Raw genomic sequence first — 23,911 nt, forward strand, 5'->3', positions numbered from 1 at the left:
GCGGCCTCAGTCCCTGACTTCGACCGAAACGGGCGCGGGATATTCTCCGATGAAACCGCGCCAATGGGCGACCGCAAAGCCCAGCACGAACAGCGCCATGCCCTGATGGGCGAGCGCGACATGGATATCCACATGCAGCAAAAGCGTGGTGACGCCCAGCGCGGCCTGAATGGAGACGAGCACGAAGAAAAGCACTGCGCGTCGGGCGTGTGGCGTGCCGGGCAAGGCGCGGGCCATTGATGCCATATGCCACAGCGTGGCGGCAAACAGTGTGTAAGCACCCAGACGATGGATGAACTGAACCGTCTTCGGATTTTCGAAAAGGTTGATCCACCAAGGCTGCTGCAGGAAAAGATCGCCCGGCACCAGCGAGCCATCCATCAACGGCCAGGTATTGTAGGAAAGGCCGGCATTCAGCCCTGCCACCAGCGCGCCGAGATAAATCTGGAAAAGACAGAGAACCGTCAACAAGGCCGCAAAGCCCCTGCCCGTCTTTTCATTGGCGGCATCAGGCGAATGGTGCGACAGTCCGCGCAGAATCCACATGCAACCCGCAAAGATAAGGCAGGCGATCGTCAGATGCGTGGCGAGACGATATTGCGAGACATCGGTGCGGTTGACGAGGCCTGATGATACCATCCACCAGCCGATAAAACCTTGAAAACCGCCAAGGGCAAGAAGACCGACGAGTGGCAGGCGCAGACGTTTTTCGATGCGGCCGCTCAGCCAGAAGTAAGCAAGCGGCAGGGCGAAGATGATGCCGATCGTGCGGGCGAGCAGGCGATGCGCCCACTCCCACCAGAAGATCGTTTTGAACTCGTCGAGCGACATGCCCTTGTTGATTTCCTGATATTGGGGGATGCGCTTGTAGAGCTGGAATTCCTCTTCCCACTCAGCGACGGAAAGCGGCGGGATGGCGCCGTGGATCGGCTTCCACTCGGTGATGGACAGGCCGGATTCGGTGAGCCGCGTCGCCCCGCCGACGAGAACCAGACAGAACAGCGTGAAAAGCACGACCCGCAGCCAGATCCGCAGCAGTCGACGGTCCTTCTCCTGTTTCTGCAGGGCAGCCTCCACCACCACTTCCGCCGAACCATGTGCCAACGTTACGCTGTTCGAACGCATATTTCGGGTCTCCATCATACAGTCATGTTGATTAGCCCCAACCGGCACTACAAAACAAGGCCTCAGGGTTTGCGGCATGGGGTCGCGGCGCTATAGTCGCAAGACCAGTTCAATCACGGAAGAATGTATGCCTCCTCGCCTCAGATCGCTTATCGGCACCATCGTCATCATCTGCCTCGTCGTCGCTTACGCCGTGGTGGCGACGGCCATTGCATCGGCAGCGCTCGCTCAATCGCCGTGGTGGGTGCATCTTGCGTATTTCGTATTCACTGGGGTTTTGTGGATACTGCCGGCCATGCTCATCATCAAATGGATGGCCGGGCCTAAAAAACAGGACTGAGCGGCAGCGTCTGCATAACATCCACAGGTCGCAATATTATAAACTGATTGTTTGCCGCTCGACGCTATAGTCCCACCGAAACAACCGGAGAGAGTGATGGCGGCTGAGGGGCCTGTCTTCATCAGCGAGAGGCAAGCACCCACCGCCGTCCCAAATGGGCGGCGCGGTTCCGATCGCCTGTTGATCGACCTCGTGAGGGATGCCGCCACCATTCGCGCCGATTGGGAGCGGCTGGAAAGCGACCCGCTCAATTCGCTTCATCAGAGTTTCGGCTGGTGCTCCATCTGGGCGCGGACGCAGAACACCCCGTTACTGACGCTTCGCGGACGGCGCGGCGGCGAGACTGTTTTTTTGCTGCCGCTCGAAATCGTGTCGGAAGGCGGCATTCGCAAGGCCGGTTTTCCCGGCGGCCGCTTCAACAATATCAATACCGGCCTTTTCGAGGCTTCTTTTGCGGAACGGGAGGGAGAGGACATCGCGTCCGCCATTGCGCGGGAGGCGCCGAAGCTGCTGCATGGCCGGGCGGATGTTCTGGCATTTCAGAATGTACCGCTGATATGGCGCGGCAGGAAAAACCCTCTGTCACACCTTGCCTCCGTCGAAAACCAGAATCCCGCCTTCCAGCTTCCTCTTTTCGATAGTTTCGAAGCTACACTTCGGCAGGTCAATGCCAAGAGGCGGCGCAAGAAGTTCCGTATCCAGAGGCGCAGGGCCGAGGAAATGGGTGGCTACAGCCACATCATCGCGCGGACACAAGAGGAAAAATGCGAAATCCTGCAGGCCTTTTTCCGTCAAAAAGCGGCGCGTTTCGCCTCGCAGGGCATACCCGACGTCTTCCGCGACCAGGGGGTGAAAGCGTTCTTCCACGATCTGGCCAATTTGCCGGAAGCGGAAACTGACGCCCTGCTGGAGCTGCACGCCATTCGCCTTCATGGCGCAAATGAAGGTGTCGTCGCCGCGATTGCCGGGCTTTCGCGCAAGCAGGATCACATCATCTGCCAGTTCGGTTCCATCGATGAGGCAGCCTCTGAGTGCAGCCCCGGCGAGTTGCTGTTCTGGCTGATGATTGAGCGGGCCTGCCGAGAAAAAGCCGCCCTCTTCGACTTCGGTGTCGGAGACCAGCGTTATAAGCGCAGCTGGTGCCCGGTTTTCACCGTGCAGCACGACATATTTCTGGCGTTAACGCTGAAAGGTCGGGTTGCTGCCTCCGGTTACGTGGCCATTGCCCGCATGAAGAGCATGATCAAATCGAGCCCTGCCCTCTATACGCTCATTCAGCGTCTTCGCGCAGGATGGCGCAAGACCGACACGGCCGCCGGCACCGACTGAGCATGCGTCAGGCCGCGCTGCGATGGCCAGGCTTGCGCATGCCGGTCATCGGCAGTGCCTCTTCATAACCTGCGGCATCCAGTTCACCCAGTGTCTGCTCGAGAAGATCGCTGTCCTTGCCGGGAACCGAAACGACGATTTCGGCTGGCAGGTTGCGCAGCATTTTTCCAAGGCTTGAAATCTGCACCGCGCCGCACTCGACGAGAACCGTATCGTAAGCGTCCGAGAGCGCGCCGAGTATCATCGTCAGGCGATCGATCGCGCGCATGGCCTCCCGCGGCTGCGCATTGCCGCGCGGCACGATATGAGCGTCGGACAGACGGTCGCCATGAATGGTTTCGCCGAAGGCGGCAGCGCCGGCGAGAAGGTCCATGACGCCGGGAAGTCCGGTTTCGGGCGCCATCAGCCGCGTGGGACAGGCAGACGCCGTCATATCGACGAGAACGACCGAGCGACCGAGTTCCGAGAGCGCGCGCGCCAGCATGACAGTTGTCGTGGAACCGCTATCACCGGCCGGAGACACAACGGCCGCAACCGGTTTGGCAAGGCGGGTCGCAAGATAAGCCGCGACGGCATCGATCGAGAAATCCTCGGATGTCTCCGCATCATCGTGCGCGTTTTCAGAGGCGGCCGGCGTGGCAGCGGCCGGCTCTTGCCTGTGCGGGGCCGGAGCGACCGCCACGGGCATCATCGGGGCGGAGGCCGCTTCTGCGATAGCGGACTTATACGCCGCAGCCGGGACCACCTCTACCGCGGCCGGCGGTGTGGTTTCCCGCGCTGCGGCAGTCGGCTTTTCGGGCAAATCGGCAGCCAATTCCTCATCAACCCTCGCACGCGAGGGCGGTGGATCGGAACGGGGTGGAACCTGGCTTCTGCCAACCGGCTTCAAGGCGCGTCCGGTAAACAGCTCCACCAGCATGACGACGATGCATGACAAGAGGAAGGCCGCCAGCGTCACGACGATGGTGATAGCGCCGGTCTTCGGGAAATAGGGTTCGCGCGGCTCCACTGCCGTCGAGATGACGCGCGCATCTGCTGGCGTCGACTCTGCCGAACCGGCGCGCGACGTCGCCTCGCGATAACGGGCGAGATAGGTTTCGAGAAGCTGTCTCTGTGCGGCCGCTTCGCGCTCCAGGTCGTTGAGGCCCACCTGCTGTTCGCCGGCGCGCACGCTTTCCGACTTCAGCACATTCAATTGCTGCACAAGCTGCCGCTCGCGCAGGCGCGATACGTTCGCTTCATTCTCCAGGCTCGCAAGTACCTTGCGGGTTTCTTCCTGAATCTGGCGCTCGATGCCGGATAGCTGGTTGCGTAGCGCCCGGATGCGCGGGTGGCCCTCAAGAAGCGAGGACGAGAGATCGGAAATCTGGCTGCGGATCGTCGTTTCGTTTTCTTTGAGCCGCTGGATCGTCGGAGATCCTACCACGTCGGGAAAGGTATCGAGCGGGCGACCGCTGGCCAGGGCGTTGCGCACGCCTTCCGCCCGCGCTTCTGCATTGGCACGCTCACCGCGGATGCGGCCAAGTTCGGTCGATATATCGCTCAATTGCCGCGTGGCGAGCGTCTCGCCCTGCCCCGCCGATAGGAGGTCGGATGACGCGCGATAATCCGCGACTTTCCTGTCGGCATCCCGCACTTTTTCGCGAAGACTGGCGATTTCAGGCTCAAGCCAACGCGCCGCTTCCGTGCTGGTGCCAAGCTTCGCGCCGCTTTGCAACGCGATATAGGCCTTCATCATTTCATTCGGGATTGCAGCGGCGAGTTTCGGGTCCTCCGACGAGAACTCGACCGTGATGACGCGCGAACTTTCAACCTGATAGACTTGCAGTTTTTCACGGAACGCCTTCAGGACCCGTTCTTCGGGCAGGACCTGAAGCGGGTCCTTCTTGATGCCAACGGCGATCAGCATCCGGGAGATCAGCGACGGATGAGCGTCCGGATCGAACTCATCCAGTTCATAAAGCTTCATGTCCTTGGCGACCTGCTTGATGAGATCGACCGATTGGAGGATTTGCACCTGGCTCGAAACGGTCAGCTCATCCAGAACCGGTTCAGCCGGGGCGTTCGACTGCTGCGATGCGCCGAAGGAGGCGGCACGGGATTCGATAAGCAGACGCGCCTCGCCCTTGTAGGCAGGCGCCATCATGCTGGCGATCACAAATGCGCAGCCGCCGGCCAGAAGCGTAATCGCGGCGATCCGTCCCTTGCGCCGCCAGATGGCCGCGACAAGCTGCGCAAGATCTATATCCACATCCCTGTCATCCATGCGATCGCCGTTCATGCGCGCTCCGTAACCGACATAAATCGCGGCCCTTAAATATAGATGGTCAATTTCTGCGAAGCTTAAGTGCTGCCGGTAACACAACCGTTAATCCCGGCGGATCAGACAGCAAAAGGCTAATATTAGCATCACTTGCCCGGAGGCGTTTACCGCGCATTAACCCTAACAGAACGATAAGAATGGTCAAAGATCGACTCGGAGCCAGATGAGATGCCGCTCGCCGGATCACGCCATGTCACCGCACTGACGCTTGCCGTTCTGACGGCCCTTTCCGGCTGTGCGGCGTATCAACCCGCGCCGAGGTCCTTCAATGAGGCCGCCCTGCAGCCATATCATGTGGATAGCGGCGACAGGCTGCGCATCAACGTCTTCGAACAGACGGGCCTGACCAACACCTATACGGTCGACCAGGCTGGTTACGTCGCCTTTCCTCTCGTGGGTCAGGTTCCCGCCCGCGGCAAGACGCTCCCGCAACTCGAAGCCGCCATCGCGGCCAAGCTTCGCCAGGGCTATCTGCGCGACCCTGATGTCACCATTGAAATCGATCGTTATCGCCCCGTCTTCGTCATGGGCGAAGTCGGCCGTCCGGGCCAGTATTCCTACGTCCCGGGCATGACGGTTCAGAACGCGATTGCCATTGCAGGCGGCTTCAGCCCCCGCGCCAACCAGGCCGATGTGGATGTTACGCGCAAGATCAATGCCGAGGTACTGACCGGCCGGATCGGTATCACCGCCCCGCTTCTGGCTGGTGACACCGTCTATGTTCGCGAACGCTTCTTCTGACGGGCGGAGCGATCAGCGTGTCGGATGACGGCCCTCCCCTGCGCATCATTCACTGTTTCCGCTCGCCGGTGGGTGGCGTATTCCGGCACGTGCGCGATCTCATCGAAGAACATGTCAAGCAGGGTCACAAGGTCGGCATCGTCTGCGACAGTTCGACCGGAGGCGCGCACGAGGAACGGCTTTTCGCACAGATCACGCCGATGCTGGAGCTTGGCCTTACCCGCCTGCCCATCCGGCGCTCCATCAGTCCCGGCGACCTGCCGGCGCTCTGGACATCCTACAAGCACATTAAAAGTTTGCGGCCGGACATTCTGCACGGGCATAGCGCCAAGGGTGGCGCTCTTGCCCGGCTGATCGGCTCACTTCTGCGGGTGAACAGGTATCGCGTAGCCCGCCTTTATTCTCCGCATGGCGGTAGCCTGCATTACGCCCGAAACAGCGTGAAAGGGCAGCTCTTTCTTCGGTTGGAGCGCTTTCAGGAGCGTTTCACCGACGCGCTCTGTTTCGTATGCCATTTCGAGCAGGCGACTTACGAGGCCAAGGTGGGCATGCCGCGCACCCGCACCGCAATGATCTATAATGGGGTGCAGGAGAGCGAATTCGAGGCCGTCCCCGCCCGTGAAGGCGCTGCCCGTTTCCTCTATATAGGCATGCTGCGCGACCTCAAGGGACCAGACATCTTCATCAAGGCGTTTGCCAAAACGGAACGCAGCCTCGGCAAGCCTCTGAAGGGCGTCATTGTCGGCGATGGGCCGGACAGGGACAAATACGCCGCGATGATCGATGCGGCCGGGCTTTCGCAACGGATATCCATGCATGCCGCCATGCCCGCCCGGCAGGCCTTTGAGCTCGCACGGACAGTGGTCGTACCCTCTCGCGCCGAAGCCATGCCTTACATTGTGCTGGAAGCGCTCGCTGCGGGAAAAACGGTTATTGCCTCGCATGTCGGCGGCATCCCCGAGGTGCTTGGCGAAAACAGCGAAGCACTGGTGCCGACAGGCGATGCGGACGCGCTGGCGCGGATCATGGCAAGGGACGCCGAAGATGACGGCTGGGCGCAACGCGTGATGCCCCACGCGGACAGCTTCAAGGCGAAATTCTCAACCCCCGTCATGGCCAACGAGATGATGAAGCTCTATCGCGATCTGCTGGTTAACTGAAGCGGTTAAAAAACTCGATTTCCGATTGTATATTCCCATCACATTGCAGAAATCAGTCATAAACGTTTCTTAGCATGTTTCGGCTAGTTTTCTGCCGGTAAGGCGCCGCGCCGGATGGTCTGCGTGTACTTTGCCACTTTGAAGTTGCGTCTCGTCCCGGTCGAAAATCAAACGCGACGTTAGGCCGATGCGCTGGAGGGTGCGGATCAAGCGATGACCAAGAGTGACAAGGACAGGCTGCAATTCGACCTGGCGTCGTTGCGCGAAAAAATCTCCGGATCGGAGGCCAAGGAGTCTCCGGCTTCGGCAACCGTCGTCCTTAATCCGCTTGCCCGCCAGATTGCCAACCAGCTGCGGAGCGGCAGCCACTCCCCCAACATGGTGATCGGCCAGCTTCGTCTTCTGGAATTCACCATGCTGGTGGTTATTGCGGCCATCGCCAACGGCATCGCCGCCGATCGCGGTCTTGAAAGCTTTCTGTCGAGCTTTGGCGGCGGTGTTCTGGGGGCGGCACTCTGCGTCATCCTTTTGCAGGCCGGGGACTGCTACCAGCTTCCAACGCTGCGTACGCCGATGTCCATGTTCGCCCGCGTTCAGGGAGCCGTCTGTTTCTCCTTCGTGGGCGTCGCCTGTTTCCTCCTTCTGTTTTTCCCTGGCTCGCTGCATTCCTGGCAGGCCTTTGCGCTCTGGTACGCCGCCGCTGCGCTGGCGATCTTCGCCGGACGTCTGCTTCTTGGTTTCGCCATTCGCCACTGGAGCCGCAACGGCGTCATGGAGCGCCGCGCCGTCATTGTCGGTGGCGGCGATTCTGCTCGGGACCTCATCCGCTCACTGGAGCAGCAATCCGACAACGATATCCGCATCTGCGGAATTTTCGACGACCGCAATAGCGAAAGATCACCGGATGTCGTCGCCGGTTATCCGAAGCTTGGCACCTTTGCCGAACTGGTGGAATTTGCCCGCCTCACCAAACTGGACATGCTGATCATCTCGCTGCCGCTGAGTGCCGAAGCCCGCATTCTCCAGCTGCTGCGAAAACTCTGGGTGCTGCCGGTCGACATCCGCATTGCCGCCCATGCCAACAAGCTGCGTTTCCGTCCGCGCGCCTATTCCCATGTCGGCAGCGTGCCGATGCTCGACGTGTTCGACAAGCCGATCCGGGACTGGGATTCCGTGGCGAAGCGGGTGTTCGACATCATATTCAGCTTGATCGGCATCGCGCTTCTGTGGCCGGTGATGCTGGCGGCGGGCATTGCCGTGAAAACAACGTCAAAAGGCCCCGTGCTTTTCAAACAGAAACGACACGGCTTCAACAACGAGACGATCAACGTCTGGAAGTTCCGTTCCATGTACACGGAACTGAGCGACCCCACCGCCAAAAAGGCCGTCACGAAAAACGATCCCCGCGTCACGCCGGTCGGCCGTTTTCTGCGCAAGTCATCGATAGACGAGCTGCCGCAGCTGTTCAACGTTCTCTACGGCGATCTGTCACTGGTCGGTCCGCGCCCCCATGCCGTCCATGCCCAAACGGGCGATCTGAAATATACCGAGGTGGTGGAGCACTATTTCGCCCGCCACAAGGTCAAGCCCGGCGTGACCGGCTGGGCGCAGATCAATGGCTGGCGCGGCGAAATCGACCATGGCGACAAGATCAAGTTCCGCACTGAGTATGATCTCTACTACATTGAAAACTGGTCTTTGTTTCTGGATCTGAAAATCCTGTTTCTTACGCCGATCAGGCTGCTCAAATCGGAAAACGCCTATTGACCCACACCGGTTACCAGCACGCGGCGAATTTTGACGCACCGTTGGCCACCATGCGGCTCATCGGTTCGTTCTTTATCGCCTTCGGCGTGTTCCTTTCCGGCTTCGTCATCTCCGAACCGGCGCCTTATGAATTGATGATGGTGGGACAGGTGGCGCTGTGGTTCCTGCTGGGCCTTCGTCTGTCGCGCACGGTCGTCCTGCTTCTGTGCCTGCTGCTTGCGTTCAACGTTGGCGGTTATCTGTCTCTCACCACCATGGCCAATTTGGATGAGGGACCGCTTTATCTCGCCGTTTCGACGTTTCTGGCGCTGACGTCGGTGTTTTATGCGGCGATCGTGGAAGACAGGCACCAGCGTCTGCTTCTGATTTTCCGGGCCTGGCTTGCCGCCGCGCTCATTACGTCGCTGCTCGGCATCATCGGATATTTCCATGCCATTCCGGGCTTTGAGGTCTTTACGCTCTATGATCGCGCCAAGGGTGCATTTCAGGATCCAAATGTCTTCGGTCCCTTCCTGGTGACACCGTCGCTATACCTGATCTACGGCCTTTTAACCGGCAAGGCGATGCATGCGCCGCTTCGGGCTGCCGGGCTGCTCATCCTGTCGCTCGGCATTTTTCTGTCATTCTCGCGCGCAGCCTGGGGCCTGTTTCTCTTTTCCACCGTTCTGCTTGTCTTCGTCATGCTGCTGAAGGAGCGCACGGCAGCGTTTCGGCTCAAAATACTTGTGCTGTTCCTCGTCGCCGTCGGGCTCATGGTTGCCGCTGTTATCGTTGCGCTGCAGTTCAAGCAGGTGGCGGACCTGTTCTCCAGCCGTGCGTCGGCGGTGCAGTCCTACGACGGCGGTCACCTCGGACGTTTCGCCCGCCACTATCTCGGCTTTCTGCTCGCCATGGAACATCCGCTCGGGATCGGGCCGATGGTATTCGACGATATCTTCCCGGCGGCGGAACATAATATTTGGCTGAAAAGCCTCACCACCCATGGCTGGTTCGGTTTTGTCGTTTATCTCACCCTGATCTGCTGGACGATTGCCGCCGGCTTCCGCCATCTTCTGAGACCGCGCCCCTGGCAGCCGTTCCTGATCATTTCATGGGTTACTTTCGTCGGGCATGTGTTGATCGGCGCCGTCATCGACACGGATCACTGGCGGCACTTCTTCCTGCTGCTCGGCATCCTGTGGGGGTGCATGGCGCTCGAAAAGCGCGAAAACCTGCGCCGGCGCGCCCACACTGCGTAAAACAGCTTCCCTTACGGAACCTTCTGCTATTGCAACCGTTTAGCCCGCGATTGTGACATGTCCAACGGGGACATCTTATGACGCAGACCAATAATCTCTATCTCATTATCGGCGCCCTTATTGTGGTCATCGCGGGCCTTGGAATTTACGTCTGGCATGAAGAAAGCAAGCCGAAGGGGATCGAGATGAACATCGGCCCGAATGGCGTCTCCGTTCAGGAGAACTAAGCCACAAGCGTCGCGCAAACTCCGGCGATTAAGACCGGGTGCATTCCACGTCAAAGCCGGCGTGGATGCAGCCGGTCTTCTTATGAGAGAAGACGAAAGGCGGGATCGATGCCCGCAGAGCCGGCCCGATACGCATGATCCGTATCGCCCGATCAAGGACACATCCGAGCAATGGTCTCCTCCGTCGACCTTTCCACACGCCTGACCGCCACCAGACTCGCCCTCAAGGCCATCAAGGATCAGGAGGACAGCGCCGCCGCCACGACTTCGTCGGCACGGGCCACGCTCCTCGGCTCCTATGGGCTGGACACGTCCCCGTCATCGACCAATACCCGCCTCACTCAGCTTCTTGCGCAATACGCGCAGTCATCGGACCAGGACAAGACCGACGACGCAACGGCCCAACCCTTATCCGGCGACATCAACAAGTCCGACTTCATGACAGCGCTGAAGACGATGCTGGAAGGGCTTAGCAAGGACCCGGATAAAGGAACGCAGGCCAAGGCGATGCTGGAGGCACTGGAAGCGGGAACGCTGACGGTATCCGATCCCGCCGCGGGCGCGAAAATCGCGGCCTGGGACGTCGGCGCTGACCCGAAAACCGTGTCCAAACCCACCACGGAAATTCCGACTGAAGGCTGGAGCACGTTTTTAAAGGACCATCTGCAGCGCGACGGTTCGACCTACGTCAAAAGTGGAAGTGGCGCCTATGTCGACGCCGCCTCCGGCGACAATGCGTTTTTCGGCAGTGTCGGCAGCCGCTATTATTATCTCACCTGGCCGCAGGCGAAGAATGGCACCCTGACCGTTTAAGCGGCCGGGAAGAGTGACGCTGCGGCATAAGGCGCCGCAGCACGTCGATCTACGCCTGCGTCATATTGCGGGCGTTGCGGCAGGGACGGCCGAGGCCGCGTTACCGGAAAGCGCTTTTTGAAGTTCCGCCTCCTGCGCTGGCGACAGGGATGTCTTGATAACGCGGCCGCGGAGGCCCTCGAACTCGGCAAGGACCTTCTCCGCCTGCACCTTACGGATCAGCACGAACAGGGCGGAAGAACTGTTCGGTATGGTCTCGCCAAGCGACTTGATGAAGTCATCATCGATCCCGAAATCCGTAAGCGAGCCCGCTAGCGCGCCCGTGCCCGCGCCAATCGCGCCGCCAATGGCAAAGCCGGCGAGCGGATTGAGGAAGAGCAGCCCAACGAGGCCGCCCCAGAGGCCGCCGGACAGAAAGCCGGAACTTGCTCCGATGGCGGTGAGGTTGACGCTCTGTTTCAGGTGCACCTTGCCATTCTCATCGCGAACGACAACCACGGCATCTTCGAGATCGACCAGATATTCCTTTTTGAGGCCAGCAAGCTTCAGAAGCACCTGATCGGCGACTTCCGTACCATCAAAACCAATAACGACGAGTTCGGACATAGTTTGTCTCCCTGAGTTTTAAATCGGCTGCCATTCAACGCCCGATGGAGCGGCTTGTTCCGGCCATGATGGAACGGGGATATGTCCGGGGTTTGACGGTTGTCTCCTCGCCGCAAACCTCGTCCAGTCCGCCCCCGCCTGCGGTGGGCTCACTTGGCGTCCACACCTTCTTTTTGTTTTTTTATGAAAAGGCCATTTTCCGCTTGCGCCCTAAGAGGCTTCTATATAAACGGCTTTCAGGTTCGGAGCGTAGCGCAGCCCGGTAGCGCACTTGACTGGGGGTCAAGGGGTCGTGGGTTCGAATCCCGCCGCTCCGACCATTAAAATCAGATAGATAGCCAGTTCCCCCAGAGCTGGCTATATTTGTTTCAGCGGTCTGCAACATCGCTCCTCGCCGCGTGAAAAGACCCGTCCGGGGTTAATCTTTGTCCAAGCCTTGAGAAGCAGGTGTGCGGAAATGGCCAAAAAACCGAAAATTGAGCACTCGGAATTCTCGGGCGAGTTCGAGGATGATGGGGTCACCGTTCTCGTTGATATTTACCGGCCCGCCGGCACCCAGCAGGACTGGACGCTGGAGGTAATCAGCGAGCACGATGATGTCACCACCTGGGACGAGCCCTTCGCGACCGACAAGGACGCGTGGGAGGAGTTTCTGGCCACCTGCGAGAAAGATGGCATCCGCAGCTTTCTCGATGGCGAGGAACCCTCGGTTCACTAGACGCGTTCGTGGCCGATTTCTGAAATCGTTGTTTCCTTACCGCCAACGGCGCCGGCCTGGGATGGCCGATATTGGCTTATTGACTCTCCGCTAAAATTAGAACATTTAGTGAACAAAAGAGAGGTCGCCACCCATGTCCGACGCGGAAAAAATCACCCCCATCCAGCCTGACGACATCGCGGGATACGTCATCCAATGTCATGACGGCAATGCAAAGGCGGCTGTCGAAGCCCTTCTTGGTGAAATCGAACATCTGCAGGATCAGCTTTCGCTCGCCATCGCCCTGATGGGAAGGGGATATACGCGCGGGTGGACGCCGGATATGGAGCGGGAGTAAAACTAAATCGGCACTTCCCGAGCCGCATTCTTGTGGCTCAGGAAGTGCTGACAAGTCCGTGGCAGCAATCAGCCCTTCTCTGCCAGATGTCCAATTTCCCGGTCGATAAGGTAGTCGGCATTGGGGCCGTTGCCGATCAGCTCGATCTTTCCAAGAATCGTGCGGCATAGGCTGTCTTCCTCATGCTGCTCATCGACGAACCATTGCAAGAATGATGTCGTCGCGTGGTCTTTTTCCGCCCGGGCGAGATCGACGGCAGCGTTGATGGCTGCGGTGACGCGGGATTCATGTTCGGTGACGATCGTGAAAAGACCCTTGATGTCATTTGCAGTCACCTGCGGTGCCGGTAGTTCCGCGAACGTGACCTTTGCGCCGAGATCGTTGAGGAACTTGAAGATGCGATGCATATGCTCGAGTTCTTCGGCGGCGTGACCAATCAGAAATTTATAGCAACCGTCGAGGTTGCGTTCCGCCGCCCATGCGGCCGTTTGAAGATAGGCGTGGTGGGCACGTAATTCGCCGTTGAGGAGATCGTTCAGCGTCGCTTCGATGGGCTTGCTGGCCATGGCTTATTCCTTTGTTTGGGGTTCAAAAATGCGTGCCGTCGAGACGGCCATGCGAGGGTGGGCGTTTGGATTTTTGTGGATTACTGGGCCGGCGTTACCTGCGAGAGCGCCGCGTCGAGCCTCTCGGCTTTCATGACCAGTTTGGGCCGGAGCTTCTCGGCTTTCTGCCTGACCGTTTCGAGATTGGCAGGTTTGCCGACCTGGATGACGCCGATCATCGCCATCATCAAATGCGGCGGGCAATAATAGAGATAGACGCCTTCCTGATCGACGGTCACGCTAAAGGCTTCATCTAGCTTGCTTTTCCATGGCGTCACGCCTTCGGGAACAGCATAGGACTGGACGTAGTGGCTCGAATTCTCAGGCACGAACGTGATCGTATCGCCCGGCTCCGCCTTGACATAGGAAGGCTCGAAAACCATGCCACCCTCCTTGCCATAGTTGAGCATCAGCACCCTGTGCTCGGCAGCGACGGCAGTTGCAACAGGAAGAGTGACAGCCAGTATCGTGGCAAGCGTCAATAAAAATCTGCTCATGCAATTACTCCTTCGGAAGTTTCGAAACGGTCTGGCGGCGAACCGCCCGCAGGCTGAATGACGGGGTTGCCGTGTCGGTCCCGCAGCACCTCAACGGCAACGTCGTAGGTGTCTGAAATCAGCGCCGGCGTGACGATGTCACGTGGTGCGCCTGCGGCCTTGAGCGTGCCATTTGCGATGACGAGGAGGTTATCCGCATATTGGCAGGCAAGATTGAGATCGTGCAGCACAACCAGCGTTACCCAGCCGTTGGTTCGGGTTTCCCGCCGGACCAGATCGAGCAAAGCCACTTGGTGTTTCAGATCGAGCGCACTTACCGGCTCATCCAGCAGCACCGCCTGCGCCTGACGCATGAGAACCTGGGCGAAAAGCACCATCTGCCGCTGTCCGCCGCTTAATGTCCCGATGTCCCGGTCCGCCAGGTGAGCAATACCGGCCTGATGCAGACGGGTCATGGCAAGGTCGAGTGTCTCATCGTCGATATGCAGGGATAATCGTTGAAAGCGGCCGAGCGCCACGACCTCCAGGACACTGAGGGCGATATCCGCCCCTGTATCCTGCGGCATATAGGCAAAATTGTCCTGCCAGTTGCCTGCACCTCGCCCTGCCCTCGCTCTGGCGATCCGTTGACGACTTCCAAGGCTGATCGAGCCGGCGGCAAGCGGCAGGTCTCCGAAGATCGCCCGCAACAGGGTCGTCTTGCCTGTTCCGTTCGGGCCGATGACGGCGTGGATCCGCCCGGCATCAAGGCGGGCTGAGAGATCTTTCACGATTGAAACATCGCCACGATCGACGCAGATACCGTCCAGAACCATCATCGGCCACGCCTCTTCGGACTGAAGATGAGCCACAAAAGAAACGGCACGCCGACGATGGCCGTGACGATCCCGACGGGAAACAGCGCGCCCGGAATGATGGACTTCGAGAGAATGGACGCGGCCGACAGCATCAGCGCGCCGCTGAGCACTGACATGGGCAGAAAGAAGCGCTGGTCCTCTCCAACCGTCATGCGGGCAATGTGCGGGGCCACAAGCCCGACAAAACCGATGACGCCGACAAAACTCGTGGCCGTCGCAGTCATGACAGCAACGATGACGAGAACCTTCATGCGCAGCCGTCGGACGTTGATGCCAAGGCTTGTCGCCCGCATTTCCCCCATTCTCAACGCCGTCAATTTCCAGCAGTCGGCCATCAACAGCGCGCAGCAGAGCGCCGTCACGAATGCCGTCAGCGCGAGCGTCGGCCACGTCGCCTTGGTGAGGCTGCCGAAAAGCCAGAACAGAATCTGCTGCGACAATTCCGGCGACGACAGAAACTGGATAAGCGAGAGAAGCGACTGAAACAGGAAGAGAAGAGCAATGCCGCCCAGGATGATGGTTTCAGCGCTCATCTGGCGCATGGATGCCAGCAGATAGAGGAAGAGCGCCGCCAGCATGGAAAAAACGAAAGCGCCAAGGGGAACGGCGATCATGGCATCCAGTCCGAGTCCGCCGAGCGCCAGCACAAGCGCCGCGCCGAAACCGGCGGCCGCAGCCATTCCGAGCGTATAGGGGCTGGCCATCGGGTTATTCAGCAATGTCTGCATCTGCGCGCCGCCCGCGCCGAGTGCTGCACCAACGGCAAGCGCCATCAACGCCATGGGAAGGCGCAGGCCCCGCACGATGGAATCGGTCATCGCCGCCCTTTCGCCAAGACCCGTCAGCGAGCGCACCACTTCGGCCGGGGAGAGCAACGATGGACCAGTGGCGATATCGAGAACAAGACTGACGACCACCATGAGGAAAAAAATTGATACGACGCGCCAGCGGCGACGTTCACGCAGCCGATGGGCGCCGATCGCCTCGGCATAACGGGCGGCAAATGTCATGAAGAACCTGCTTGTAACGGATCGTATTGAGCGAACGCCACGACGCGGCGTCCGCAATAGCCCGGCTGCGCATGAAGACCAGACGCCCTCCACGCAGCAGTAGGGAGCGATCAATCCTTGACGGCGATGGCGAAGGTGCCCTCGGGCGTCACAGGCAGGTATTTCTTGTAATAGCCAAGATAGTTTGCGATCGGATCGATGTCCTTGAACTGCTCGGGATAAAGCTGTTTGGCGATGTATTGGACCATCGCGAAATCAGAGAGCGTGCGCGACGCGCCCTGGTAGACGCCGAAAAGCTGGCCGTTCTTGATGGCCGGCAATTCGCTCCAGCCCTGACGCGTCTCAAAGGCTTGCAGCTTCTCACGGGCATCCGCGGCCTTCACCGCCTGCCCCATCGGCAGGGCAGCCGGGTTCTTGTTGTTCTCACGACCGGCAATAAAGATCGCGTCCGGTTTGGAAGCCAGAACCTGTTCCGGATTGATCGGTCCCCACCATTCGACGAATGGCGCCGCAATGTTGTCGCCGCCGGCGGCGGTGGACATGGCGCCCCACATGTTCTTGCCGTAGGTGAAGGAATATTCGGCCGGGCCCTTATTGCCGAACTCGACATAGACCTTTGGCTTCGGTTTGCCGGACTTCGCAACGCGATCGGCGACGTCCTTCAGCGAACCGGAATAAAATTCCGCGATTTCGTTGCCGCGCTGTTCCTGCCCGGTCAGCTCGCCAAAAAGCCGCGTGGAGGCGACATGCCGCTCGACCGTCTGCGCGTTGTAGTCGACCACGACGACCGGAATGCCCTTTTCTTCCAGACGGTCGGCATCGAGGCCAAGCGCCTTGTATTGCCAGTCCGCCAGGATCACGAGATCGGGATTGAGGCTGAGAACTTTCTCGACGGAGAAGGTCTGTGCCTCGACTTCGCCTACATCGGCAATATCGGCAAGGGAAGCGCGGTGGGCAAGATGCATTTTCCAGTTGGCGGGCACCCAGCCCTCCCAGGCCTCGCGCGAAATCCCAACGACGGAATCATAGGCCTTCTCACCGCCAACAGCCATGTAGTCTTCGAAATAGAAGCCAAGAACGACACGTTTTGCAGGAAGATCAACCTTGACCTGACGGCCGATGACATCCGTGATGGTCTTTTCCGCCGCTTCGGCGGAAGGCACGATCAAGAAGGCTGAAAATAGAGATGCGGCAAGGCCGGCAAGAAATATTTTGTGGGTCATGATGCGATCCGAATGTTGAAACAGAGACGCTCTATAAAAGATGACATATAGAGTCAACTTAAATTCGGAATCGCGTAAGTCGCTAATATAATGAGTGAATTGCTACCGGCCGCGTCACGCCGCATGGGAGACGCACGATATGCCCACGCGGACCCGGACGAAGAGTACCGGGACATTTTAGCCGGATCGGCGATATATTTCTTCCGAGCAAGGCCGGGACGAATCCCGGTCTCGGACACGCCCGGCAAAAGTAAATTGGCCGTTGTTCGTCTGGACCTTGTAAACAATGATGGGGAATTTCGGGTAATGGGGTTTCCTGAGAAAGCACTCTAGAACTCGTTGGAGGCGATTGTCAGGTCGTCGATAAGAGGCATTTCCTCGGCATTTTCCCAGGTGCGGTCCATGGCGTAGGCCGCGGAGAGATAGGGGATGCCGACATGCCCGTAACGAATGGACAGCTGGCTTTCTGCCGCCTCTTCACCCCGCCGGGCAACCCGGCTGAGGTAGAGCGCGGTGGCCAGGCCGGTTCTGTCCGCACCCGATTTGCAGTGGATAAGAATGGGTTTTGGCGCGTCGCGCATGATTGCGACGAGCTGATTGACCTGGCTCATGGTGAGCTCGCGGCTGGCCGACATGCCAAAATCAATATGGTTCAAGCCAAGCTTCTTCGAGGTTTCCAGTTCGTCGCGATACCAGCTTTCACCTTCGTTGGGGCCACGCAGATTGATCACGGTCTTTATTCCATAGTCTTCGGTGTAGCGCGTCAGTTGCTCGGCGGTCGGCTGATTGGAGCGGAAAAACTGACCCGGAACGACCTCGTGAAAATTGCCAAGGAGCTGGATGGCGTAGAGGTAACCGCCTGTCGCGAGGACAACAAAACCCATGCCCCAAAACGGGCACTTCCAAAATTTCCGCATGACTGAACGGTTTCCCTGATTGAACAAGGAACCGATACCGATGGATTCTGACAGCAGGCTGAAAGTTCTGCGACAGTATTGTTAGAGTATTGCCCGCATTACGGATCAGCGCACGAAAACGTAGACGGCATAGACAGCCAGGAGCGCTGCGGCGGCCGCCGCCGTAATGACGCCAAGACGTTTTTCGATGAAGTGGCGGACCGATTCCCCGTATCGTTGCAGCAGGCCGGCAAGGATGAAGAAGCGCGCCCCCCGGGTGACGACGGCTGACAGGATGAAGAGGCCAAGGCTGATATTGGCGGCGCCGGAAAGGATGGTGACGACCTTGATCGGCGGCAGATGCGCGAGCCCCGATGTCACCAACAGGAGAATAATCGTCTCGTAATCCACCGAGCTCTTCAGATGCTCGAAACTGTCGAGCTTGCCGTAAAATTCGAGAATGGGGCGGGCGAGGCTCTCAAAGGCGTAATGCCCCAGGAACCAACCGGCAATGCCGCCCAGCACGGATGCAATTGTGGCCACCAGCGCGTAAAACATCGCCTTCCTGGGCTTCGCCAGCACCATGGGCAGAAAAAGCACATCTGCCGGGACGACAAAGACGGAGCTTTCCACGAAGGCCACGATCGCCAGCCACCAGACTGCGGTTTTGCGCGCGGCCAGCGCCATCGTCCAGGCGTAGATGTTTTTCAGCATGTCATGTCCCCGGGGAAGCGTGTTGGGATTTGATCCAGGAGGTGAAGCACGCCCTGATGATTTGCCGGGTCTGGAGGTGCTTGCCATCGGCGATAAATATCCGACCCGAACGAGAGAATTAGAGACATCGCAGGAGAATGGCAAATGTTGGAAGATTTATTTTGCATCGCAAAAAGTCGCGGAGACGCCTCCTACGAGACGATACCAGATTTTGGTTGCTGCATTACGAAATTTCACCCTGCGGTAGATTGGTGCGCCTTTTTGTTGTAGAATGAAACGTGGAAGAAGAGGAGGAAGTCATCATGGACTATGTCAACTTCGTTACATCGATCAATCCGTTCATTCTTGTGATTTTGCTGGTGGTTCTGCTTGCGGGCGCCTACAGCAACTGGGTTTCGCACTGAAAAGCGCCGAACCGCTCGACCAAATGTGAAAGAGCTGATTTCTATCGGTGATAGGCACTCGGCCCGATGAATGTTATCAAGCCCGGAGTTAAAACAACTTCCGGGACGCCGTATGATGAACGAATTCGCATTCTCTGACACGTCTGAAAAGCTCAGCACGACGCTGGAAAAACTGATCGGAAAACTGAAGGGTCAGACGATCACGTTGCGCGAGCTGATGGAAGCGATCGGCGAACAGGGGCTGCTGCTGATCTGCGCCATCGCGTCCCTGCCCTTTCTTATTCCGGTTTCGATTCCCGGCGTCAGCACTGTGTTTGGCGCAGCGATCATCCTCGTCAGCCTCGCAATCACACTGAACCGCCTTCCATGGCTGCCGAAAAAGATTCTCGACCGGCAGATGGAAACCGCAAAACTTATCCCCGCCCTGCAGAAGGGCGTCAGCATCGTTTCCAAGCTCGATGGCTTCATCCGACCGCGCCTTCCGGCGCTGACGACAGGTGCGATCGCCAACAGGATCAACGGCCTTGCGCTGATGACCGCTGGTGTCCTGCTGATGATGCCACTCGGCTTCATTCCGTTCTCCAACACCCTGCCGGGCGTTGCGATCCTGCTCTTTTCGGCCGGGATGATTCAAAGGGATGGTGTCACGGTGCTTGGCGGTTACCTTTTTCTCGGCTTGACCACCGTTTACTTCGCAGCCCTCGCCTATGCCGCGTTCTGGGCCGGCCAGGGCCTCAGCAGCTCCATCGGCGCATGAAGCCTAGTGTTGGCCCTCGTTGCGGTTGCTGCGGCGGTTCTGGCGGTAGGCCCACCAAACCGCAAGACGCCGACGCCGCCGCCGAACTGCCGGCAGATCGTGGGACAGCACCACGAGACCAAGCGGTATCATCCAGAAGCCAAGAATGGGCAGGAAACCCAAAGTCCCGCCGACAATCAAAGCCGAGCCCGTCGCGATCCTGCCGACCCGTGACCGCGGCATGGCGAGGCTCCATTTTCCTACATTGAGGCGACCCGTTTTGTGGTCGATACCGAATTTCATTCCATCCTGCCCTTTTCATCTGGCCTGTGGATAATTTTTTCTTCGTCCAGAAGCCCGGAAAATCGGGACTCTGCACAGATAAAACAAGGGCAATGCGTTTTTTTTGAAAAAACCGCTTGGCAAATCGGAAAAGCATTTGTATTACCCCGCTCACACCGCGCCAAGCAGCGCACGTTCCCTGGTAGCTCAGCGGTAGAGCATTCGACTGTTAATCGACAGGTCGCCGGTTCGAATCCGGCCCGGGGAGCCACTTTTCTCTCAGAAAGAAAAGTAACGTGCTGCTAAAACATCAAGAAAAATAAATCTGTACGGCTTGCGATTGTTTTCAGCGTCGCTCTCACCTAGTTCCATTTTTGCGAGTTGCGATACTTTTTGGCTACATTTCGTCTCCAGGCGGGTAAACGCATGAAGTGACAAGATGTTTCACAACAACGCTTGCCTGTCACACAGCATCGATAAAGCCGGACTTAGCGGCGGAAGCGCCAGCCTTTGTCGCATAACGCGATAAACTCTCCCTTTACGCCTACGGCGAATTGGCCAAGGTGCAGCAGGCGCAGCGCTAAACCGACCATCGACGAATTTCTTGCCGAGATCGCGCCCATCGCTTGGCCAGCGGCGTACGCCGGTTGAGATAGTCAGAATATTCAGATATCGGTCATACGAATATTAGAAAGATTGGAAATCCATGTTGAGTTTCTGGCGTAAGAAAATCGAAAATGCGGCGACTAGCCAACCACAGCCCGAGCCCTCGGTGGCCCAACCTGCTCCAGTCTCAAAACAGTTCGGCTTGGCTGAGCTGGTTAGCCACGATGCCCGGGGAGCCTCAATCGAAATTGCTGGCTTAAAAGTGCCATTGGACTTGAGGAACAGGCATGAGCGAAACTACTTCGCTCGCCATTTTCTGAGTTCGCCCCATCCGCAAGCCGACATTGATCGATTCATCTTTCAAAAGTTTGTCAGGCCGGGGGATGTTGCCCTTGATGCGGGTTGTAATATCGGAATAACCATCGCAGAATTACTAGATGCGGGGGCTTCGCATGTGCACGCTTTTGAGGCTGTTCCGTCCCTGTACGCAAGAATAGAAGCCATAAAGGACCCTCGGTTTACTGGTTATGGCTGCGCGCTCGGTGATGGAGATGGATCTATTCCAATCTGGGTGTCCCAAACGCATAATCAGGGAAGCACGATCGAGCCAAGAACCGTCGAACTTTTCGCGCCCATTTTTGGGGAGACGCCGATATCGCAAGATGTTCCCTTGAAAAGATTGGACGATGCCTGCCCGGGCGTCCGGTTCGATTTCATGAAGGTTGATGTTGAGGGAGCCGAAGCTGCATTTCTCCGAGGAGCTTCGAGGACATTGACGGCTCATCCGCCCCGCGCCATGTCAATGGAGCTATTCGATCGGTTCTTCGATGAAACAAAGGCGGAAGCCGATAAATATTTCGCGAAATGCGAAAGGTGCTTCATCTTGAAGTCCGATTACTCTCTGTATTTTGCTGACTGGTCTGAGCCGCACAACGACGATCTGTATTACGTCACGTCACCCACGTACGTCTTCTCAAATTAATCCTTCTAAGATTGCCTGTAGGGCCTTGCTCGCAGGTTGGCACAACGTTTCCAGTCGGATCGTCGGGTATTGGGCACTGGTCTTCGTGGGATTTTTCGCATCGATTTTATGCCACGCCTATGTGAGCGTGAGGAATCGATGAGACGGGGATGAAGAAGGAGACCGAAGCAGGCCGCTGCGACGTGGTCGCGTAGCCCAGATGTTATTCGCGCTGGCGGACAATGAATAGCCCCGAGTTTCGTAGACACCCTCGGGTTAGATTTTCTGCTGTTTCTCGAACTCGACGGGCGACAGCATCCCGTTCCTGACGTGTTTGCGTTTCGGGTTGTAGAACATTTCGATGTAGTCGAACACGTCCTGGCGTGCTTCATCGCGTGAACGGTAGACCCTGCGACGTATCCGTTCTCGCTTCAGAAGATTGAAGAAGCTCTCGGCCACCGCATTGTCATGGCAGTTGCCACGACGGCTCATCGAGTGAACCAGATTGTGATGCTTGAGGAACGAGGCCCAGTCCATGCTGGTAAACTGCGAGCCCTGATCCGAGTGGATCAGCACCTTTTCCTTCGGCTTGCGTCGCCACACGGCCATAAGCAGAGCCTTGAGAACGACATCGGTGGTTTGGCGGCTCTGCAGTGCCCAACCGATCACACGACGCGAATAGAGGTCGATGACAACGGCGAGATAGGCGAAGCCCTCGCAGGTTCGAATGTAGGTGATGTCCGTCACCCAGGCAGTGTCTGGAGCCGTCACATCGAATTGCCGGTCGAGCGTATTATTGACGACGACAGACGGTTTGCCACCAAAAATGCCGGGACGGCGCTTGTAGCCAATCTGCGCCTTGATCCCGGCGAGACGCGTCAGACGCGCGACCCGGTTTGGGCAGCACATCTCTCCCTGATCGAGAAGGTCGTCGTGCAGCTTGCGATAACCGTAGACCTTGCCGCTCTCTTCCCATGCCTTCAGGAGCAGCTCGGTCTGGCGCTTGTCCTCGCTGGCTCGCATGCTCAGCGGGTTCTTCAGCTAAGTGTAAAATCCACTCGGATGAACCCGCAGGAGACGGCACATCGTCCGCACTGAAAACTGCAAGCGATGCAAGGCAATGAACGCGTACTTCACTTTGCATCCCTGGCGAAATACGCGGCCGCTTTTTTTAGGATGTCTCGCTCCTCGGTGACGCGAGCCAGTTCCTTCTTCAGCCGCCTGATCTCCTCGGCCTCGTCGTTGCCTTTGGCGTTCGACGCAGCAAACTTCTTCTTCCATTCGTAGAGCGAATGCTGGCTCACGCCGAGACGCTGTGAAACCTCCGCAACCGGATAGCCTCGCTCCGTGATCTGACGCACGGCGTCGCGCTTAAACTCTTCGCTGAAATTCGATTTGCTCATGATGCTCTTCTTGCCTCAAAATTAGGAAAGAAGGTGTCTACAAATCTCGGGGCTATTCACAAATCCTCGCAAAACACCGTGGGAAAGGCGAAGTGCAATTGCACTTCGCGCAATCTGACTTCAGGGGCGTCGCGGCCAGCATAAGCTGGCCGTCAAACGATCACTTCTTCTTCGATGCCCGTTTCGTTGCGTTGGTCGCATTGGTAAGCGCGGGCGGGTCACTCGCGGGAAACGTCTCTTCGAGGCTCTCGGTCAGATCATCTTCGTTTTTGCCCTTGGCCGCAGATTTCTGCTCGTTCTCGAGTGACTTAACCGCCGGGGACTTGGTTTTTGCGGCTGCAGATTTTTTTGCCGGCGCCTTTTTTGCTGCGGCTTTTTCCGTTGGCGCCGCCGACTTTTTCACAGCGCTTTTCGTCTTCCCGGTCTCCGCGGCTGATACTTCACGTTCGGCTTCGCTCCAGTGTCTTTCATGGTGTCCGTCGGGTCGCCCTTCCCTCTCCCAGATTGCCCGTGCTCTTTCACGGATTGCGGCTTCGCGGTCATGGCTCATAACGGACCTCCTCGTTGCGTTGCACCGGATTTGATTGTGCCACTTCAAAAACAAGAAAGGGCAGAGTTGGTTCCGCGTCAACCTGTCGTGACCGAGCATTTGCGAGCAAAAGGGAACCGTCCCTCCCCGCGGATCGTTTGTCAGCCAGAAACCAACAGGAGATTCTCCATGACCAACCCGCAAAAGCCTGCAACCGAGCCACTGGACATCAGCGATGAAGATGTCGCCCGCTTCGAGACCGACAGCGAGCTGAAAAACAAGGAGACGGAGATCGATCCGGATGAGAGCATGAATTTGCGGGCGCGCCGACAGGCAGCACGTCAGCACGAGGACGCGTTTATCGTTGCGACCGATCTGGAAGACGATGACCAGCGCGAGGCAGCTCCCGGCACGCGTGAACAGCCCTAAGCCAGAAATGGAAAAGGCGGGTCAAAGCCCGCCCT

The 23,911-nt window shown here is 58.1% G+C and carries 25 protein-coding genes, 2 tRNA genes and 1 pseudogene; 15 read left to right on the forward strand and 13 right to left on the reverse strand.

The window, feature by feature from the left end; translation table 11 throughout:
* Positions 1 to 6 precede the first annotated feature (6 nt).
* The gene (locus tag AT6N2_RS04350) at positions 7 to 1,125 is read right to left on the reverse strand and encodes a COX15/CtaA family protein (protein ID WP_209088752.1); all 1,119 of its coding nucleotides are present in this window, start codon (positions 1,123 to 1,125) and stop codon (positions 7 to 9) included.
* A 127-nt stretch (positions 1,126 to 1,252) separates the two neighbouring features.
* On the opposite strand from AT6N2_RS04350, the gene AT6N2_RS04355 reads away from it, so the two are divergent.
* Positions 1,253 to 1,465: a DUF2842 domain-containing protein gene (locus tag AT6N2_RS04355; RefSeq protein ID WP_063951219.1), complete on the forward strand. Its 213-nt coding sequence runs from the start codon at positions 1,253 to 1,255 to the stop codon at positions 1,463 to 1,465.
* Between the two features lie 96 nt (positions 1,466 to 1,561).
* Positions 1,562 to 2,794 carry a GNAT family N-acetyltransferase gene (locus AT6N2_RS04360; RefSeq protein WP_209088755.1) on the forward strand — a complete coding sequence of 411 codons (1,233 nt, stop codon included), beginning with the start codon at positions 1,562 to 1,564 and terminating at the stop codon, positions 2,792 to 2,794.
* A gap of 7 nt (positions 2,795 to 2,801) precedes the next feature.
* Here the strand turns inward: AT6N2_RS04360 and uppB are convergent, their stop codons facing one another.
* The gene (gene uppB / locus AT6N2_RS04365; RefSeq protein WP_209088758.1) at positions 2,802 to 5,075 is read right to left on the reverse strand and encodes a polysaccharide biosynthesis protein UppB; all 2,274 of its coding nucleotides are present in this window, start codon (positions 5,073 to 5,075) and stop codon (positions 2,802 to 2,804) included.
* Positions 5,076 to 5,285: 210 nt separating this feature from the next.
* Between uppB and uppC the strand changes: the two genes are divergently transcribed.
* From uppC to AT6N2_RS04395, 6 genes are all read left to right on the forward strand, one after another.
* Positions 5,286 to 5,858: a polysaccharide export protein UppC gene (uppC, locus tag AT6N2_RS04370; protein WP_209088761.1), complete on the forward strand. Its 573-nt coding sequence runs from the start codon at positions 5,286 to 5,288 to the stop codon at positions 5,856 to 5,858.
* Between the two features lie 17 nt (positions 5,859 to 5,875).
* Positions 5,876 to 7,018 carry a polysaccharide biosynthesis type 4 glycosyltransferase UppD gene (uppD, locus tag AT6N2_RS04375; protein ID WP_209088764.1) on the forward strand — a complete coding sequence of 381 codons (1,143 nt, stop codon included), beginning with the start codon at positions 5,876 to 5,878 and terminating at the stop codon, positions 7,016 to 7,018.
* A 213-nt stretch (positions 7,019 to 7,231) separates the two neighbouring features.
* On the forward strand, positions 7,232 to 8,785 hold the full coding sequence (uppE, locus tag AT6N2_RS04380) for a polysaccharide biosynthesis glycosyltransferase UppE (RefSeq protein ID WP_209088767.1): 1,554 nt from the start codon (positions 7,232 to 7,234) through the stop codon (positions 8,783 to 8,785).
* Positions 8,782 to 10,023: a polysaccharide biosynthesis O-antigen ligase family protein UppF gene (gene uppF / locus AT6N2_RS04385; RefSeq protein WP_209088770.1), complete on the forward strand. Its 1,242-nt coding sequence runs from the start codon at positions 8,782 to 8,784 to the stop codon at positions 10,021 to 10,023. Before uppE ends, uppF begins: the two co-directional genes overlap by 4 nt.
* A gap of 77 nt (positions 10,024 to 10,100) precedes the next feature.
* A complete protein-coding gene (locus AT6N2_RS04390; RefSeq protein ID WP_003521552.1) occupies positions 10,101 to 10,250 on the forward strand; it encodes a hypothetical protein in 150 nt (49 codons plus the stop codon).
* Positions 10,251 to 10,421: 171 nt separating this feature from the next.
* On the forward strand, positions 10,422 to 11,063 hold the full coding sequence (locus AT6N2_RS04395) for a hypothetical protein (protein WP_209088773.1): 642 nt from the start codon (positions 10,422 to 10,424) through the stop codon (positions 11,061 to 11,063).
* 60 nt (positions 11,064 to 11,123) lie between these two features.
* Here the strand turns inward: AT6N2_RS04395 and AT6N2_RS04400 are convergent, their stop codons facing one another.
* A complete protein-coding gene (locus AT6N2_RS04400; RefSeq protein ID WP_144574766.1) occupies positions 11,124 to 11,669 on the reverse strand; it encodes a DUF1269 domain-containing protein in 546 nt (181 codons plus the stop codon).
* 243 nt (positions 11,670 to 11,912) lie between these two features.
* Here AT6N2_RS04400 and AT6N2_RS04405 point away from each other — a divergent pair.
* From AT6N2_RS04405 to AT6N2_RS04415, 3 genes are all read left to right on the forward strand, one after another.
* Positions 11,913 to 11,989 (forward strand) — tRNA-Pro (locus AT6N2_RS04405).
* A gap of 137 nt (positions 11,990 to 12,126) precedes the next feature.
* Positions 12,127 to 12,387: a hypothetical protein gene (locus AT6N2_RS04410; RefSeq protein WP_063951228.1), complete on the forward strand. Its 261-nt coding sequence runs from the start codon at positions 12,127 to 12,129 to the stop codon at positions 12,385 to 12,387.
* 133 nt (positions 12,388 to 12,520) lie between these two features.
* The gene (locus AT6N2_RS04415; protein WP_209088776.1) at positions 12,521 to 12,724 is read left to right on the forward strand and encodes a hypothetical protein; all 204 of its coding nucleotides are present in this window, start codon (positions 12,521 to 12,523) and stop codon (positions 12,722 to 12,724) included.
* 68 nt (positions 12,725 to 12,792) lie between these two features.
* On the opposite strand, the gene AT6N2_RS04420 is transcribed toward AT6N2_RS04415, so the two are convergent.
* The 7 genes from AT6N2_RS04420 to AT6N2_RS04450 form a co-directional block, all read right to left on the reverse strand.
* The gene (locus tag AT6N2_RS04420; RefSeq protein ID WP_209088779.1) at positions 12,793 to 13,290 is read right to left on the reverse strand and encodes a ferritin; all 498 of its coding nucleotides are present in this window, start codon (positions 13,288 to 13,290) and stop codon (positions 12,793 to 12,795) included.
* Between the two features lie 80 nt (positions 13,291 to 13,370).
* Positions 13,371 to 13,826 carry a pseudoazurin gene (locus tag AT6N2_RS04425; RefSeq protein WP_063951231.1) on the reverse strand — a complete coding sequence of 152 codons (456 nt, stop codon included), beginning with the start codon at positions 13,824 to 13,826 and terminating at the stop codon, positions 13,371 to 13,373.
* Positions 13,823 to 14,644, reverse strand: coding sequence for an ABC transporter ATP-binding protein (locus AT6N2_RS04430; protein WP_209088781.1), 822 nt, complete (start codon positions 14,642 to 14,644; stop codon positions 13,823 to 13,825). The genes AT6N2_RS04425 and AT6N2_RS04430 overlap by 4 nt, the downstream gene beginning before the upstream one ends.
* Entirely contained in the window at positions 14,641 to 15,693 is a 1,053-nt protein-coding gene (locus AT6N2_RS04435; protein WP_063951233.1) for a FecCD family ABC transporter permease, read from the reverse strand. The genes AT6N2_RS04430 and AT6N2_RS04435 overlap by 4 nt, the downstream gene beginning before the upstream one ends.
* Positions 15,694 to 15,803: 110 nt before the next feature.
* The gene (locus tag AT6N2_RS04440) at positions 15,804 to 16,916 is read right to left on the reverse strand and encodes an ABC transporter substrate-binding protein (protein ID WP_209088784.1); all 1,113 of its coding nucleotides are present in this window, start codon (positions 16,914 to 16,916) and stop codon (positions 15,804 to 15,806) included.
* Between the two features lie 329 nt (positions 16,917 to 17,245).
* On the reverse strand, positions 17,246 to 17,800 hold the full coding sequence (locus tag AT6N2_RS04445; RefSeq protein ID WP_209089611.1) for a dual specificity protein phosphatase family protein: 555 nt from the start codon (positions 17,798 to 17,800) through the stop codon (positions 17,246 to 17,248).
* Between the two features lie 138 nt (positions 17,801 to 17,938).
* Positions 17,939 to 18,526: a YqaA family protein gene (locus AT6N2_RS04450; protein WP_209088787.1), complete on the reverse strand. Its 588-nt coding sequence runs from the start codon at positions 18,524 to 18,526 to the stop codon at positions 17,939 to 17,941.
* A gap of 516 nt (positions 18,527 to 19,042) precedes the next feature.
* Between AT6N2_RS04450 and AT6N2_RS04455 the strand changes: the two genes are divergently transcribed.
* Positions 19,043 to 19,687, forward strand: coding sequence for an exopolysaccharide biosynthesis protein (locus AT6N2_RS04455; protein ID WP_209088790.1), 645 nt, complete (start codon positions 19,043 to 19,045; stop codon positions 19,685 to 19,687).
* Positions 19,688 to 19,690: 3 nt separating this feature from the next.
* On the opposite strand, the gene AT6N2_RS04460 is transcribed toward AT6N2_RS04455, so the two are convergent.
* The gene (locus AT6N2_RS04460; protein WP_063951239.1) at positions 19,691 to 19,969 is read right to left on the reverse strand and encodes a hypothetical protein; all 279 of its coding nucleotides are present in this window, start codon (positions 19,967 to 19,969) and stop codon (positions 19,691 to 19,693) included.
* Between the two features lie 175 nt (positions 19,970 to 20,144).
* On the opposite strand from AT6N2_RS04460, the gene AT6N2_RS04465 reads away from it, so the two are divergent.
* A tRNA-Asn gene (locus AT6N2_RS04465) sits at positions 20,145 to 20,219 on the forward strand.
* 435 nt (positions 20,220 to 20,654) lie between these two features.
* Positions 20,655 to 21,536: an FkbM family methyltransferase gene (locus tag AT6N2_RS04470; RefSeq protein WP_209088793.1), complete on the forward strand. Its 882-nt coding sequence runs from the start codon at positions 20,655 to 20,657 to the stop codon at positions 21,534 to 21,536.
* Between the two features lie 255 nt (positions 21,537 to 21,791).
* On the opposite strand, the pseudogene AT6N2_RS04475 reads toward AT6N2_RS04470, so the two are convergent.
* Both AT6N2_RS04475 and AT6N2_RS04480 read right to left on the reverse strand, forming a co-directional pair.
* Positions 21,792 to 22,918 (reverse strand): annotated as a pseudogene (locus AT6N2_RS04475) (IS3 family transposase).
* Positions 22,919 to 23,078: 160 nt separating this feature from the next.
* Positions 23,079 to 23,468: a DUF2934 domain-containing protein gene (locus AT6N2_RS04480; protein WP_209088796.1), complete on the reverse strand. Its 390-nt coding sequence runs from the start codon at positions 23,466 to 23,468 to the stop codon at positions 23,079 to 23,081.
* 168 nt (positions 23,469 to 23,636) lie between these two features.
* Between AT6N2_RS04480 and AT6N2_RS04485 the strand changes: the two genes are divergently transcribed.
* On the forward strand, positions 23,637 to 23,876 hold the full coding sequence (locus AT6N2_RS04485; RefSeq protein ID WP_209088799.1) for a hypothetical protein: 240 nt from the start codon (positions 23,637 to 23,639) through the stop codon (positions 23,874 to 23,876).
* Positions 23,877 to 23,911: the final 35 nt, after the last annotated feature.

Origin of the sequence: Agrobacterium tumefaciens (assembly GCF_017726655.1) — a bacterium.
GTDB lineage: Bacteria > Pseudomonadota > Alphaproteobacteria > Rhizobiales > Rhizobiaceae > Agrobacterium > Agrobacterium tumefaciens_B.